The 15398-nt window shown below is 45.1% G+C and carries 18 protein-coding genes; 12 read left to right on the top strand and 6 right to left on the bottom strand.

The features are described from left to right. Positions 1–73 precede the first annotated feature (73 nt). Positions 74–319 (bottom strand): YfhL family 4Fe-4S dicluster ferredoxin, encoded by a 246-nt coding sequence (locus tag OW491_RS04840; protein WP_075173112.1) that lies wholly within the window; start codon positions 317–319, stop codon positions 74–76. Between the two features lie 68 nt (positions 320–387). After that, on the bottom strand, positions 388–873 hold the full coding sequence (gene coaD / locus OW491_RS04835) for a pantetheine-phosphate adenylyltransferase (RefSeq protein WP_178969431.1): 486 nt from the start codon (positions 871–873) through the stop codon (positions 388–390). A gap of 211 nt (positions 874–1084) precedes the next feature. On the opposite strand from coaD, the gene OW491_RS04830 reads away from it, so the two are divergent. Both OW491_RS04830 and OW491_RS04825 read left to right on the top strand, forming a co-directional pair. Beyond that, the gene (locus OW491_RS04830; RefSeq protein ID WP_290034906.1) at positions 1085–2356 is read left to right on the top strand and encodes a M48 family metallopeptidase; all 1272 of its coding nucleotides are present in this window, start codon (positions 1085–1087) and stop codon (positions 2354–2356) included. Between the two features lie 84 nt (positions 2357–2440). Continuing rightward, complete coding sequence (locus OW491_RS04825; RefSeq protein ID WP_290034904.1) at positions 2441–3061, top strand: TetR family transcriptional regulator; 621 nt, start codon at positions 2441–2443, stop codon at positions 3059–3061. On the opposite strand, the gene rsmD is transcribed toward OW491_RS04825, so the two are convergent. Beyond that, on the bottom strand, positions 3058–3687 hold the full coding sequence (rsmD, locus tag OW491_RS04820; protein ID WP_290034903.1) for a 16S rRNA (guanine(966)-N(2))-methyltransferase RsmD: 630 nt from the start codon (positions 3685–3687) through the stop codon (positions 3058–3060). The two genes, OW491_RS04825 and rsmD, sit on opposite strands and share 4 nt — an antisense overlap. A 2-nt stretch (positions 3688–3689) precedes the next feature. Continuing rightward, complete coding sequence (locus OW491_RS04815; RefSeq protein ID WP_290034901.1) at positions 3690–4871, bottom strand: hypothetical protein; 1182 nt, start codon at positions 4869–4871, stop codon at positions 3690–3692. Positions 4872–5098: 227 nt separating this feature from the next. On the opposite strand from OW491_RS04815, the gene ftsE reads away from it, so the two are divergent. The 7 genes from ftsE to trmB all read left to right on the top strand — a co-directional run bounded on the left by ftsE (position 5099) and on the right by trmB (position 10187). Next, positions 5099–5758, top strand: a complete 660-nt coding sequence (gene ftsE, locus OW491_RS04810) for a cell division ATP-binding protein FtsE (RefSeq protein ID WP_075173107.1) — start codon at positions 5099–5101, stop codon at positions 5756–5758. Continuing rightward, entirely contained in the window at positions 5751–6800 is a 1050-nt protein-coding gene (gene ftsX, locus OW491_RS04805; protein WP_083610020.1) for a permease-like cell division protein FtsX, read from the top strand. Before ftsE ends, ftsX begins: the two co-directional genes overlap by 8 nt. A 209-nt stretch (positions 6801–7009) precedes the next feature. Further along, entirely contained in the window at positions 7010–7885 is an 876-nt protein-coding gene (rpoH, locus tag OW491_RS04800; RefSeq protein ID WP_075173106.1) for an RNA polymerase sigma factor RpoH, read from the top strand. A gap of 152 nt (positions 7886–8037) precedes the next feature. Beyond that, positions 8038–8421: a DUF423 domain-containing protein gene (locus tag OW491_RS04795; protein WP_075173105.1), complete on the top strand. Its 384-nt coding sequence runs from the start codon at positions 8038–8040 to the stop codon at positions 8419–8421. Then, positions 8422–8622, top strand: coding sequence for a sulfur carrier protein ThiS (thiS, locus tag OW491_RS04790; protein WP_277252139.1), 201 nt, complete (start codon positions 8422–8424; stop codon positions 8620–8622). A gap of 51 nt (positions 8623–8673) precedes the next feature. Beyond that, positions 8674–9462, top strand: a complete 789-nt coding sequence (locus OW491_RS04785; protein WP_170870348.1) for a thiazole synthase — start codon at positions 8674–8676, stop codon at positions 9460–9462. Between the two features lie 32 nt (positions 9463–9494). Continuing rightward, the gene (gene trmB, locus OW491_RS04780) at positions 9495–10187 is read left to right on the top strand and encodes a tRNA (guanosine(46)-N7)-methyltransferase TrmB (RefSeq protein ID WP_075173103.1); all 693 of its coding nucleotides are present in this window, start codon (positions 9495–9497) and stop codon (positions 10185–10187) included. A 46-nt stretch (positions 10188–10233) separates the two neighbouring features. Here the strand turns inward: trmB and OW491_RS04775 are convergent, their stop codons facing one another. After that, positions 10234–12180: a bifunctional diguanylate cyclase/phosphodiesterase gene (locus OW491_RS04775; protein WP_290034899.1), complete on the bottom strand. Its 1947-nt coding sequence runs from the start codon at positions 12178–12180 to the stop codon at positions 10234–10236. Positions 12181–12463: 283 nt separating this feature from the next. Between OW491_RS04775 and OW491_RS04770 the strand changes: the two genes are divergently transcribed. Next, positions 12464–12940 carry a YbhB/YbcL family Raf kinase inhibitor-like protein gene (locus tag OW491_RS04770; protein WP_075173101.1) on the top strand — a complete coding sequence of 159 codons (477 nt, stop codon included), beginning with the start codon at positions 12464–12466 and terminating at the stop codon, positions 12938–12940. Positions 12941–12975: 35 nt separating this feature from the next. Here the strand turns inward: OW491_RS04770 and OW491_RS04765 are convergent, their stop codons facing one another. After that, a complete protein-coding gene (locus tag OW491_RS04765) occupies positions 12976–13341 on the bottom strand; it encodes a hypothetical protein (protein ID WP_075173100.1) in 366 nt (121 codons plus the stop codon). A gap of 226 nt (positions 13342–13567) precedes the next feature. On the opposite strand from OW491_RS04765, the gene OW491_RS04760 reads away from it, so the two are divergent. Beyond that, positions 13568–14650 (top strand): site-2 protease family protein, encoded by a 1083-nt coding sequence (locus OW491_RS04760; RefSeq protein WP_290034894.1) that lies wholly within the window; start codon positions 13568–13570, stop codon positions 14648–14650. After that, positions 14650–15345 carry an RNA pseudouridine synthase gene (locus OW491_RS04755; RefSeq protein WP_290034892.1) on the top strand — a complete coding sequence of 232 codons (696 nt, stop codon included), beginning with the start codon at positions 14650–14652 and terminating at the stop codon, positions 15343–15345. Before OW491_RS04760 ends, OW491_RS04755 begins: the two co-directional genes overlap by 1 nt. Positions 15346–15398 lie beyond the last annotated feature (53 nt).

Raw genomic sequence — 15398 nt, 5'->3', positions numbered from 1 at the left:
GGTGCCTAAACGAAAAAAACAGGCCGTATGGCCTGTTTTTTTATGGCGTAGAAAAGGCAAGCGCCTTATCTGTTTACGCCGTTAGCTTATGGTATTTTTCCATCAGCTGATCTTCTGTTTCTTCGTGATCTGGATCTTTAGGGATACAGTCAACAGGGCATACTTCAACACATTGTGGCGTATCGTAATGGCCTACGCACTCTGTGCATTTGCTCGGGTTGATCTCGTAAATCTCTTCACCCGGAGATATTGCCTCGTTAGGGCATTCCGGTTCACATACATCGCAGTTGATGCATTCATCAGTAATAATTAATGCCATGGTGGCTACCTCACACGGTTAAATACGGTCTTATCTTTTGTCAGTCTTGGTAGATCTAATTATGTTTTTTAATTGCTTGCTTGCAGTTTTTCCTGCAATGCATTGTTGACAGCAGGATGTACAAATTTACTTACATCTCCGCCTAGCATCGCAATCTCTCGTATCAGCGTAGACGATATAAATGAGAGATGCTCAGCCGGTGTCAAAAACAAACTTTCAGCTTGGGGTGCAAGCTGGCGGTTCATGTTTGCGAGTTGAAACTCGTATTCAAAATCCGATACGGCACGAAGGCCCCTTAAGATCACGTTGGCATTATACTGCTTAACGAGATCAGCAAATAGGCAGTCAAAGCCCACAACCCGAACATTTTTTAGATCGGCGAGAACTTCTTCGGCTAATGCGGTGCGCTCATCGAGCGGTAGTAGCGGATTTTTCTTTGTGCTGGCGGCAACCGCAACAATCACGTGATCAAATAAACGCGACGCACGGTGCACAAGATCCGAATGACCGTTGGTTATTGGGTCAAACGTTCCGGGGTAAATTGCAATGTTCATAGCTGATTAATTCTCACCCTATTTTACTGTGCATACCGTCAGCATTGCTACAATGGCGGCATATTATCGAAATTACTAAAGCCATACAAATACATTAATGGAATGATGTTGTTTATTTAGGTTATAAAGAAATGAATTTTTATTTCTTTAATGTATATATGAGGCCATAACAGTGCTATGTCGCCCACAATAAGAATGGAACCGAAATCGCATGATTAAAACGCAGTTTATACGAACTTTTGGTTGGATGTCTTTTCTTCTTAGTACCACTTTTGTACTGGTTGGCTGTGAAGCCGTGCAGCAGATAGACCGGGGGTTGTATCAGGTAGCCGATTCCGTTAGTGAGAGAGACCGCATCACTGGAAAGCGCACATTAAGTACCGCGAGCCGAGGGCAGCAAATAGCCCAAGGTAATCAGGTCATAAAACAGCTCATTGCGGCGGAGAAAAAGGCAGGGCGCTCCATTAATAGTGCGCTAAATAAGCGAGAATATGAGCGCTTAGTGCGTGTTTTTGATCGTATCCACCAAGTCAGTCATCTCAATAAGGAGCGCTGGGAGCCTGTACTGATTGACCGAGATTCATTTAACGCTTTCACCACCGGAGGTACCTACATTGTTGTACATGATGGCTTGATGAAGCAGTTGAAAAGTGATGATGAGTTAGCCGCTGTGTTGGGGCATGAGATAGCGCATACCGTAGCTAATCATGTGTTCGAACGTCAAACGCATCAAATGACAACGCTGATAACCGGTTCATCAGCGGCAAAACGCAGCGGCTATCAGGCGGCTTTTACACATGAAAGTGAGATAGAAGCGGATGAAGTTGGTATTTTATATGCGGCCTTAGCGGGGTTTGATCCTTATGCAGCCAGCCGGATATGGGCGCGACAATATCAGCAACAAGGCAGTGCTCGTGGACTTTTTTTCCATGACCATCCGGTTAATAAAGAACGTGCTGCGCTAACGCGTCAGGTAGCAGATAAAGTAAAGACGTATTATCGTCGGGGCCGACAGAACCCTAACTATAATGCTTTACGTGAAAATAATACCTTATGGCGTAAGCGTGATGATCAAAGGATTGCTGGCGACGGAGGCGGTCTGGCGGCTGTTTTAGGAACCGCGTTGGGAGCTTATGTTCAACACCAAGAGACTAAAATTGAAGCTAACCGACAAGCTCAACAAATCCAAATGATGAGAGCGTTAAACAGTAATATACGAGTATTGGAGCAGCGTAAACTCGATAACCATCGTTGGCGTGTTGTTTGGCAAAATAGGAATAACGTGTCGCTTGCTAATGTGGTCATGGGCGTAATAATTAAAGATGCCAAAGGCAATATAAAACGGTATGTTACTCATATTAAAGGCAATGTTGCTCGCGGTGCTCGGTTTTCAGGAATCTTTTCTACACCGGACCTTTCAATCGCTGAACTTAAAAAGCGGCAGGTTGCCTATTACTTAGATGATGCGACGCCTTATCGGTAAACTCAATTTCGTTTTGCATGCTCTTCTGGGTAATGAGTTTACTGTTAGGTAAATGCTGATGGAATGAGTAGGAGGAATGGACGATTGCGCCGTACAAGAGAGGAAGCTGAACAAACTCGGCAGGAGCTGCTAACAACAGCGTTACGCTGTTACGCCGAGCGCGGTATTAACCAAGTTAGTTTAAAAGCCATAGCGGCAGAAGCTGGTGTAACACATGGGGCTTTTTACTGGCATTTTAAAAATCGTGATGATTTGTTGATCGCTCTAGCACAAAGCATGGACCTGCCATTTGAACAACATCTTATTGATCAACTTCAGGCGATTGATCAGGATGCGTTGGCGGCTTTGACACATTTTTTAATTGATGTAACTAACGATATTTTATTCGATCCTCATGCACAGCAAGTATACAACTTGCTTTATAGCCGACAGCAAATGCTCCCGCAAAATGATGAGCTGATGGTTTTGTTGAGTGAAAACCGTGAAGAGTGGATGGGTTACATAAACCGATTTTTAAAACAGGCACGTAAGCAAAAGCAATTGCGTAAAAAAACGCGTAGTTTGCCCCTAGCCGAGATGTTGTTTGGAGAAATGCAGGGGGTTTTAGCTGTGTGTGACTCGTTGCACCCAGATGTCCCCGAGTCAGAAAAGCGGTTAATTACTCAACTAACATTTGAAAATACCATTCGCGGGCTGATGGCTTAACTGAGAAGCTCGCGTTGATAAAGCCGGTAAATGACTTGGCCGGCTTTTTTCTCTCTGTGCAGATGCCAGTTGGCAGGTACGGTCAACTGTGCCAGTTCTGCCTCTGTTTCAATATAGACCATCGCATGATCGGATAATAAGCTTAAAGAATCGAGCTGCTGGCAAATTGGCTCTACCATTCCTTTACGAAAGGGTGGGTCAAGAAAAACCAGGTCGTATTGTGCTTCTTCTGCCGCTTGTTGTTGCGTTAACCAAGTCGCGGCGGCTGTATTGATAATATCGGCACGCTGGCATTTAAGGGTTGTTAAATTATCCTTTAGTTGTCGGGCTGCGATGCTGGATTGATCAATAAATAATGCTGACTCTGCACCCCGGGATAACGCCTCCAACCCCAAAGCGCCGCTACCAGCAAACATATCTAAGCAGCGTGCCCCGCCTACGTGGTGTTGTAACCAGTTAAATAACGTTTCTCTAACGCGGTCAGGTGTTGGTCGTAGGCCTTCTACGGCAGGGAATGGTAGTTTTCTGCTACGCCACTCTCCGCCAATAATGCGTAACAGTGTGGTGGAAGCCTGAGCTTGATTAGTGCGCGCATTCGGGCGGCGAGGCGAGTTTTTTCGTGGCATGGCTACAGTGGTTCAATCAGTAAGGTCAGCGAGCGGTTAGGATCAAGCCACTCGTTAATACGAGTAATGACTTGAGCTAACGTAATATCGTCTAGCGTATCACGAAATTGATCGGCTGAAACGGTAGGGCGATTGTAAAAGAGACCTTGGTTGATTAATGCAATGCGACTTTGCGAGTCGGCGAGTTGATCTCTGTATTGTTGAACGAGCAATGTGCGGGTGGTGTCGAGTTGTTCGTTTGTGAGAGTTTGCTCGATTGTCGCCTTTAGGCGGTCTTCTAAGCCTGCTTTAAAAGGCGAATCCTTTTGCAGTAGTAGTGCGCGATACCCAATTGGCCGCAGCGGTTTTTGTACTAAGCGAAACTGTGTATCGCTATTGCTGGTTAGAGTAGCAAGTTGTTGGCCTAGAAGGTGTGATGCTACTAGATCAGTATCATCCATCGTGTTAGCACGAGCGGCTTGCCCTAACATGTATAAGTAGCCTGTTCCACGATGGGTTAAGTGAATAGACGATGGGGTGCTGAGTGATGAGGCATCTTGTGTATCGAGGCTTGCGTGCCTGCTTGATAATGCGGCTATTTGCTGTGTTATGTCTTGGGTCAGTTTTTTGTCCCGGCTTGTAAGCTCAAGCAATGCCAATGGTGGTTGCGAAAATATCTGTTGAACGGACACGGTAGATCGATACCCCGCGATTTGTTGCGTCAGGTTAAGCAATGCTTGGGCTTGTTGCTCGTTTTGATCTAAGTAGTGCTCGGCAGCGGCGCGTTTTAGTGCATTGGGATATAAATCAAACACATCTGTTATGAATGCATCAATTAGTTTGGGTAAAGAACCAGAGCGAATTCTCGATACGGGAATATGTAATGTGACGCGATCATCGAACCAATAGGCGCTAATCGCGGGGTAGTTGCCTAAGGCTTGGTTAAAAGCGTGTTGAATGGCATGTCGATATTCGGCCTGTTGGTAACTGAGTCCTGGAGCAACGGCATAAGTAAGGTGCAGCGCTGGCACGGTTGTTTGTTTTTGAACTACTAAATAAGTGTGGTTAGGCGTAAGTGTTTCGATTTTTGGCGCTTTGTCACTCTGATTGCTAAGAGAAAGCCATAAAATAACGGCACCCACCAATACTGGCATTAATTTGAGGTACGAGCGGTTAAATAATGGGGCGTCTTCTTTAGTCGTCATACGAGTTTACTATTGTCCTAATGTGGAGGCGTGTTTAATAACCGACGGGAGTCTGCGTGCTAATCTGATCATATGCAAATCGGTGTGCTAATATAACGGCCGTTTATGCATATTATTGAGAATCCCATATGTCGTATTCTCATTATAAAAAGCGCAGCATGCCTAGTTAAGGGGTGTGAGCTTTAAGAATGTAAGCAATTAAGTTCAAACGGATAATTAGCCACAACATGATTCAATTTGAGCACGTATCAAAGCGGTATGATCAAGGGCATGATGCCCTCAAAGATGTCAGTTTTACACTCAATGCAGGCGAAATGGCGTTTTTAACCGGTCATTCCGGGGCAGGTAAAAGTACTCTCCTGAAACTGATCATGTTAATGGAGCGTCCATCGTCAGGGCAGGTCACTGTGGCTGAACAAGACTTGGGGCGTTTAAGTCGCTCGGGTATTCCTTATTTACGCCGTTCTATTGGTGTGGTTTTTCAAAACCACCAACTGCTCTCTGACCGAACTGTCTTTGATAACGTAGCGTTACCATTGCATATCAGCGGATACTCGCCAGAAGACGCCGCTCGTCGAGTGCGTGCAGCCTTGGATAAGGTGGGGCTATTGGCTAAAGAAAAAATGAACCCGCTAGCACTTTCCAGTGGTGAGCAGCAGCGTGTCGGTATCGCCCGCGCTATTGTGCATAAACCTAAGGTGTTATTGGCGGATGAGCCTACGGGCAACTTGGATCCGCAGTTATCCCAAGAAATTATGCGGTTGTTCGAACAGTTCAACCGTGTTGGAACAACCGTGCTGGTGGCCAGCCATGATGTATCCCTCATCTCTAAAATGCGCCATCGTATGTTGGTGCTTAAAGAAGGGAGGCTGATTGGCGATGAATAAACCGCGTGGAGCTGTTCGAATAGAACCTAGTATATCGGGAGCGCGTGACGAAAAAGCCAAAAGAGAGCCCGAGCAAAAACAGCCAGCTAAGCCTCGTGGAGCAAAGCAACATAAAGTTGATTTAAAAGGGCACGGGGAAAGTTGGGCGCGTCATCACAGTAATGTTTGTAAAAGCTCACTTAAACGCTTGCTATCTACCCCCATGGTCACCTTGATGACGGTGGCAGTATTGGCGATTGCGCTGACACTTCCTGGTTTTATGTTTTCGGCGTTGGCGAGCCTCAAAACACTCACCCAAGGTTGGCAGGGTGAAACCCGTATCACGCTCTATCTGCAAGCGTCGTTGAGCGATGAAGAGGCTGATCGCTTTGGTCGTTCGTTGCTCTTACGCGAGGATATAGCGGCTATTGATATGATTAGCAGTGACCAAGGCATGCTCGAGTTTAAAAAGTATGCAGGGTTTGGTGATGTGCTTGAGTCACTAGACAATAACCCGCTACCGGCCGTTATTATGATTTTACCTAAATCGACCAGTGCAGCTGATTTGGGGATTCAACGAGCAGCTTACGAAGCCATGCCAGAAGTAGAGGATGCCATCCTTGATATGGAATGGCTACAGCGCTTAGAAGCGATTTTAGCGGTGGCTCAGCGTTCTGTTTTTGTATTGGGCGTGCTTTTAGGGTTGGCTGTTTTACTCGTGGTTGGTAATACCATTCGTACGTCGATTGAGAGTCGGCGTGATGAAATAGTAGTGAGTAAACTCGTTGGCGCGACCGACGCGTGGGTGCGCCGTCCCTTTTTATATACGGGCTTTTGGTATGGTTTAATGGGCGCTGCGCTCGCTTGGTTGATGATTCAGTTGGCATGGCTGATGTTAGAAACACCGTCCTTAGAGCTTGCTGAGTTGTACCGAAGCCGTTTCGAGTTGAGCGGCCTTGGCTGGATTGGCACCGGTATTTTATTGGTGTCGAGTGTTATGCTGGGCTGGTTAGGAGCTTGGCTATCGGTTCGTCGACATTTGCGCGATATAGAGCCTCGCTAAGCAATGTATAGTCGTTGTAGAGCATATTGATAGCTTAAATGATGTGGTTTTTTGTTTGTTAGTCGATTGAAATGGGAACGATGTGTTGATGGCTTGATCTTTTGTGGATCTGCCGCTATCTTTTCCAGTCCCTGATGGAAAATACAGGGAACTTTACACCGAATTTTGCGTCATATAATCGGTTAATGAATTAACGAGGTTAGGATTTAATGGGCAATAGTTTACAACTCTTAGAGCACGTATCTCCGGGGCAAAACTTGGATGCATACGTACAAACAATCAGCACGATTCCTGTGTTGAGTGTTGCTGAAGAGCGCGAGTTGGCTGACCGTCTGTTCTATCAGAATGATCTTGAAGCCGCCCGCCAGCTTGTCTTGTCTCATCTACGCTTTGTTGTACATATTGCGCGTAGTTATTCAGGTTATGGCTTACCATTGGGCGATCTTGTCCAAGAAGGTAACGTTGGCTTGATGAAAGCGGTTAAACGCTTTGATCCTAGCATGGGCGTGCGCTTGGTATCGTTTGCGGTTCATTGGATTAAAGCTGAGATGCATGAATATATCTTGCGTAATTGGCGTATCGTGAAAGTCGCAACGACTAAAGCACAGCGTAAATTATTCTTTAACCTGAGATCTCAGAAAAAAAGCTTAGGCTGGATGAATACAGCTGAAGTAAAGGCTATTGCTGAAGATTTGGGTGTTGATGAGGTTACTGTACGTCAAATGGAAGGCCGTATGGCATCAGTTGATACGGCATTCGACGCACCAGTCAGCGATGACGATGATGCACCTATCGTGTCTCCATCACAGTATTTAGAAGATCACTCAACTGATCCTGCCATGCAGTTAGAAGCATCTAACTGGGAAGAGGATTCGCAAACACGTCTAATGGGTGCAATGGAATCACTTGATGAGCGCAGCCGTGATATTTTGGCTCAGCGTTGGTTAAGTGATGAGAAATCGACACTCCATGAACTGGCTGCGCAGTATCAGGTTTCTGCTGAACGGATCCGTCAGCTGGAAAAAAATGCGATGAAAAAGCTCAAGGAAGCCATTGGCGCTGAGAATTTAGAGTTTGCCTTTTAAATAGCCTCCGTCATAAATGGGGTTGATTCCTAAATAAAGCCGCTTGTTAGCGGCTTTATTGTTTTCTAAGCCTAAGAGATTCCTTCCTTCGCATTAAAATTCGCCCATCAACGGTGATATACTTTCCACCCCCGTACATAAAGAGATTGATCATGACGGTCAGAATTTTCCTGCTATTCGCATCCATTAGCGGCTTTGTCGCGGTTGGCATGGGTGCATTTGGCGCGCATGCGTTGCGTGGGCTTTTGAGTGAGCGCCTTATGCAAGTGATGCAAACGGCGGTGCAGTACCAGTTTTACCATACGCTAGCTTTGCTCGCTGTTGCGTTATTGTTACGTCACCATACATCGCGCTTGCTCTCAGGCAGCGGAGTTGCTTTCGCTACAGGTATTATCTTGTTTAGCGGTAGTTTGTATGTGTTAGCGCTGACCGGTGAGCATTGGTTGGGTGCTATAACTCCGTTCGGGGGCATTGCCTTTCTGACGGGCTGGTTTTTATTGGCATTGCATGCATTAAGTAATCAACGAGGAAACTAGATGCAGTTTTATGTAAATGGCGAATCGAAAACGCTCAATGATAACGCCTGTTTGGTTGATCTAATTGAGTCGATGGGCTTAGTCGGTAAGCGCATTGCAATTGAAGTTAATCAAGAAATTATTCCACGTAGCCAGCATGCTGACTATCGTATTAAAGAGAACGATCAGGTTGAAGTTGTCCATGCTATTGGTGGTGGATAAAAGTCTGTTAGCGATTGATGATATGGCGTTTTAGAACATAAGGAAAAGATAATGTCTCAAGTGAGTGATTCGTTGGTTATTGCAGGTACAGAATATCAATCACGTTTGTTGGTGGGCACTGGCAAATATAAAGATATGGATGAAACTCGTGCCGCTATCGAGGCCAGTGGCGCTGAAATAGTCACAGTAGCCGTGCGCCGTACTAACATCGGTCAAAATCCGGACGAGCCTAATTTGCTGGATATCATCACGCCAGATAAGTACACGATTCTACCAAACACGGCTGGCTGTTATACCGCGGAAGATGCCGTGCGTACTTGCCGGTTAGCACGTGAGTTATTGGATGGTCATGATTTAGTTAAATTAGAAGTCTTGGGTGATCAGAAAACGCTATATCCCAATATTGTAGAAACGATTAAGGCCACAGAAACTTTGGTTAACGATGGCTTTAAGGTCATGGTCTACACTAATGATGATCCAATCGTTGCAAAACAATTAGAAGAAATGGGCTGTGTGGCCGTTATGCCGCTGGGGTCTTTAATTGGCTCTGGGCTAGGTATTTTGAATCCACATAACATTCGTATCATCATGGAAGCGGCTAATGTTCCTATTTTGGTTGATGCGGGTGTTGGCACGGCATCGGATGCGGCTATTGCAATGGAAATGGGGTGCGAAGGTGTGTTGATGAACACGGCTATTGCAGCAGCAGGTAACCCTGTGTTGATGGCTTCGGCTATGCGTAAAGCGATAGAAGCCGGCCGTGAAGCTTATCTGGCTGGCCGTATGCCGCGCAAAAAATATGCTAGTGCATCATCACCGCTAGATGGCGTAATTGGTTAATAGATTAAACTCGAACAAAAAGACGATATTTGATGACTGAAGAAAAGAAATATATGCGCACGGTGCGCAGCTTTGTCATGCGTGCCGGCCGGACTACGGAAGGTCAGCAAAAAGCGTTAGAAGAAGTATGGCCAGAGATGGGGCTGGAACTCAAAAATGGGGCGATTGATTTTGCTGAAGTTTTTGGTCGTCAGGCTCCAGTCGTACTAGAAATAGGTTTTGGCATGGGCGACTCGCTTATTGAGATGGCGACTCAGCAACCGGATAAAAACTACATTGGAATTGAAGTGCACAGACCCGGTGTTGGACGTTTGTTATCACGCGCTAACGAGGCCGGTTTAACGAATATTCGTGTGTATGCGGAAGATGCAGTAGAAGTCTTGGCTGAGTGTATTCCGGACAATAGTTTACATGCGCTACAACTTTTCTTTCCGGATCCATGGCATAAAAAGAAGCATCACAAGCGTCGTATTGTTCAGCCTGAGTTTGCTCAAAAAATACGCCAAAAGTTGGAAGTGGGTGGTTACTTCCATATGGCGACCGATTGGGAAAACTATGCCGAGCATATGATGGAGGTAATGACAGCCGCCGAGGGCTTTACTAACCAAGCCGGTGAGGGGGAATATTCGCCCCAGCCAGAGTGGCGTCCGGTGACTAAATTCCAAAAGCGGGGTGAGCGTTTAGGTCACGGTGTTTGGGATCTGATGTTCGAACGGACTCGTTAATCTATTGCTTTCAAAATATAAAGCCATCGTATTTGCGATGGCTTTTTTAGTGCTGTAAAGGGTCAGGTGTAGGGCGGCCAAACAAAAAACCTTGGAAGTTCTGACAGCCTAGCTTTTGTAAATGGACAAACTGCGCATCCGTTTCAACGCCTTCTGCAATTACATCTAAACCAAACTTGTTGGCTAAATAGAGGATGCTATCCACCAGTTCATCCCCTTCCTCTTCTAGCGACGCAATAAAGTAACGATCTATTTTTAGGGTGTGTACGGGTAAATCTCGTAAACGAGATAGTGATGAGTAGCCTGTACCGAAATCGTCTATGTAGATGTGAATACCCTGTTCAACAATTTGATTGAGTCGATCAATGATGCCATCTACCTCCTCGTGCTCTAAAAAAGATTCTGTCATTTCAAGAGCAATTAAATGGCTCGGTAAATGATGTTTATCCAGAACTTCTTTTATTTCTATTGAAAAGCGTGGGTTTTTCATCTGGATAGGCGATACATTGACTGACATGATAGGGCTATTTCCGGCGGATATTTGTGATGTTAAATATCGGCAAGCTTCATTAAGCACCCATTTCCCAAGCTCATGAATTTTCCCATTTTCTTCAGCAATCGCAATAAATTCGTCAGGTGTTACAGATCCTAAAGTAGGGGCGTTTATGCGGCATAATGCTTCTAAGGCGATGATATTTTGTTGGCTATCAACAATGGGTTGATATTCAACATAAAAGTGCTCGCCTAAGTCTTTATGTGAGAGCAATTCGGTGATTAACGTCCTGCGTTCAAGTGATACAGCAATGTTTTTATTAAAACGCAGTAACTCGCCGCGTCGGCCTTGTTTCTTGAGTTCGGTGGCGGCTAAATCAGCCGCTCCAATGGCATCATTAATGGTCTCGGCATCGTCAGGATAAACGGCGTACCCAATGGTGACACCCACTTGCATCATTTCGTTATCAATTTCGATGGGGGAGCTTATGCCTGAAAAAATGAGATGTAACACCTGATCTTTGCATTGTTCCCCAGGCAAGCAGAATACAAACTCATCGCCACCCCAGCGCGCTAAAAGCCCGTTGCTAGGAACATTTTCACTTAAGTTCTTAGTGATGTGTCTAAGTACTTTGTCACCTACTTCATGACCTTTGCTGTCGTTGATTTGTTTAAACTTATCTAAATCAAGAAAGTATACATGGAAAGATTGAGTATGGCTTAGCATGCTGGTGAGCTGGTTGATTAAGCCCGATCGGTTCAGCAAGCACGTGAGGTTGTCACGGCTCGCCATGTGTTCTAAAGCCGCCGTCCGTTCTTTGACTCGGCCTTCGAGCTCTGAATTTAACGCCAATATTTCAGCGTTTTGAGATTGTAAATGGTGCAGTAGATTTTCGTTCTGAAAGGTCAGTTTCAGAGAACCTACTATGAGGCGGTGGTTATTGGCGTGGCTAATCAGCATGACGATTAGAAAAATGCAGCCTAAAAATGTAAGGAAAGGCAGGGGAGTGGAAATCAGGAGTAGCGATACACTACAAGGTAAAAGTAAACTGGTGATATAAACACGACCGCCGATTTTATCCGGAGCCAGTACGGCTGTAGCCCCGCTGGCTTGTGCGCTAATGATCAGGATGGTTGAAAGCACCTGAGTATCGGTTGCATGGGGAAGGGCTGCAATCGCTATAGCAGCCCAGAGAGCACCACTTGACCATAGTCCTATCCTAAACGCGAATCGCCATCGTAATAATGATCCTAGGCTGATCTCTGGTTGCAGTCGTCTATGGGTTCGGTATGCAAACTCGACTAGAAACCGTAATAGCATCACGATCAAAAATACTAAGCCCCAGCTATTTATCCAAGTGACAGGGGACAAACGTAATAGCCAGAATACAACAAGTGTTGCAAAGGAATTAACCGCTAACATGCCAAGGTGGTTTTTATAGGCAAGAGCAATTAAGTTCTCTTCGACATAACTATTGTTAGAATTTTGTGGAAATGTCATAAGGAATGCGTAATTCCTATTAATTAATAAAGCTGATTTTTTTAATTATAGTTCAGTATTAAAACGCTGCTCATCGAGTGGTTGATTTTACCTTGCTTGTTATTCGGCTTATTTGTATCAAATAGCTGAACCAATGCCCCGCCTTTTAGTCAACCTTTTGATTTTAAGAGAGTAACTTTTAAATTAACTGGGTTTATTAATAACCGCACGCGGTGGTCTAGCTGCCAATGTGTGTTGAACCTATGTTAGGCTAAAAATACATTGATCACATACGGAGACTAAAATGGGCTTTTCACTGTCAAATATACAGCTCACCAGTGCCAACTTTACACCTGATGGCGCTATTCCCGTAAAACATACAGGTGAAGGCGACGATGTCTCGCCAACGCTTTTTTGGGAAAATATACCGCAAGGGACGAAATCTATTGCCGTTTTTTGTCATGACCCAGATGCGCCTAAAATATCAACTCAAGGGAATTACGGCTTTGTGCATTGGTTGGTATATAACATTCCCCCATCAACGACTAAGCTTGATGAAGGAGTGAAAGGCTTTGCTCATGGTGTCAATGATATGGGCGAGCACGCGTATAATGGACCAATGCCGCCAGAAGGCCATGGCCTGCATCGCTATTACTTTTGGGTATTGGCGTTAGATCTTGAACCTGCATTGCCTGACGGCTTAGATCTTTGTGAGTTCTTAGAAAAAGTAGAAGCGCATACACTAGGGATGAACCGCTTAGTCGGGACTTATCAGCGTTAACAGATAGTACAGCGCTTTATCGTGAATACCGACCTTCATATAATCGTTAAGCCATCAAAACAGAGCATAGATTCTTTTTGTTGGCTTACCCATTCCCAATAACCCAAGTCGGTGGAGTGCGAAGCAACTGCCTTGAGCCATTGCGCACGAGGGTAAGTCGAATCGTTGTTTTCGCCAAACGTTTCTCTCAAGAATACGCTGTCGATATGAAGCAGAGCATCATTTGATGGTTCAATGCTGAGCATTCGACGATCATAGGGAGAGTAGATGTCGCAACCGCTACCATCACCAAATTCACTTGCTTCGATCGCAAACAAGCGGTTTGTATTTTCATCGCACAATATAACTAGCTGCTTACCAGTTATGCTATCGGTTACTCGTGAGACTTCTGAACACTTCATGAGTAGTTACCTTTACACGGGGTGGTCGTGGCTAAAATGATTTTAAATTGTAGCAAAAAAGTAACTAAAATATTCATAGTTCCATTAAATCAATTATTTACGTTTCTTTGAGCCGATCAGCCCTTTGCCCTGTACGCCTGACTCAGTATAGTCGGCATTTTTATTTAAGATCCCATTTTCGGGATATGATTCAATTGTCTGTGGTTAAAGCATAAGAGAGTACATCGTGCAGTTATTATCCATCATGTGTGCAGGACGCCCATTACGTTTACAAGCGACGATGTCCGGGTGGCAGGGACTTTATTGGGATAACCATCTTGTCGCACAGCGAGACGCCAGCCAAGATCCTGAAAAAAATTCTGAACTACCCTTTACGCTGATGCGAGGGGAGGAAGCCGTTGAGTGCTGCTTGAAGGTGTCTTTGCAGTGGCAGCCTTTCTCTCTTAGCTATCAGTTAATGATGGGTGATCAATTGTTGGAGCAGGGCGAGCGTGTTGAAAAAGACATTGAAAGCCAGTCTGTTGCAGAACGCCCCAAAACCCCTAATCGCATCAGCCTTATAGGTCTGGGATCACTAGCGCTTAAGCTCTTTAAAAGCGCGAAAGTGATTAAAGTACTATTTGCTGCTGGCAGCTTGGCTGCTTATAGCTGGTTATTTTCATGGCAGTTCGCTTTAGCGCTTATTGCTTGTTTAGTCTTTCACGAGTACGGGCATATTCGTGCGATGAAGTATTTCGGGATGCGTACTAAAGGCATTTACTTAGTGCCTTTTATGGGAGGGTTGGCGCTCAGCGACGATAAAATTAATACGCGTTGGCAAGATGTTGTTATCTCGATTATGGGGCCATTTTTCGGCCTGCTTTTATCGATTGTTTTATTGCTGTTATACGCCATTACAGGAATTGAAATGTTGGCGGGCATTGCTGTCTTTAATGCTTTACTCAATTTATTTAATCTTCTGCCTGTTCTTCCTTTAGATGGGGGACACATTTTAAAAAGCATTACGTTCTCGATGAATTCATTAGTTGGCCTTATCGCGTGCGTTTTAGGAGCGATCATCGGCATTTTGTTAAGCTATAGCTTTGGTATGGCACTCTTGGGCTTTTTGCTGATTATTGGCAGTATAGAAATACTGGTCGAGTGGCGTGGTCGTCATGCGAGCCAATTGTTGCCATTAAATCGATATGCACAAAGTGTATCGGCGGCTTGGTATGTGGTTACCGTAACAGGCTTGTGCGCCATTATTTGGATGGGCGGCCAATCGGGTAACGAAGCCCTGGCTTTGCCTTTGAAGATTTTAGGTAGTTAATGCGCCTTTCTCAGTATGTAAGTATCGCAGGCGCTTGCTCTAAGCGGGCCGCTAACCGTTTGATATCGGCGGGAAAGGTATGCGTAAATGGTGTGCTTGCTGATAACCATACCGTAATCAATGGCAGTGAAAGCATCACGTTGGGCGGCCAATTAATAACGCTGCCCGATCACTTTAGCTACGTTATTTATAATAAGCCTGTGGGGATAGATTGTAATTATCGTTCTCAAGATCCAGCGAGCCTAATTAACCATCTCGATTTGCCTAAGCGATTGTTTCCTGTAGGCCGTTTGGATAAAGATTCGCATGGTTTATTGCTACTGACCGATGATGGCGGTTTATGCCATCGGTTACTGTCTCCTGAATTCCACTACCGCAAAACTTACCATGTAAGTGTTAGGCCTCATTTTAACAAGCCTGATATAGATGTGCAGTTCTGTCGTTTAATGGAGCAGGGTGTTGATATTGGCCAAGCTGTGACCTTGCCCTGCCGTGTGCAATTGTTAGGGGCTAACCGCTTTGAGATTGTCCTGACGCAAGGCCTTAATCGTCAGATACGTAAGATGAGTAGGGCGCTGGGTTATCATGTCATTGACCTGCAACGGGTTGAGATTAGCGGTTGTAAATTGGGGGAATTACCTGAGGGGAAGTGGCGCTCGCTTAGTGATAAAGAGGTGGAATTGTTAGTCAATTAGCCTCTTGTCAGCGGTTTATAGACAGGAATGTCAGCGCAGGGTAAATATTTGTT

It is taken from the genome of Neptunomonas sp. CHC150 (genome assembly GCF_030397555.1).
Lineage (GTDB): Bacteria > Pseudomonadota > Gammaproteobacteria > Pseudomonadales > Balneatricaceae > Neptunomonas > Neptunomonas phycophila.
This window is presented reverse-complemented; position numbering and strand designations above follow the sequence as displayed.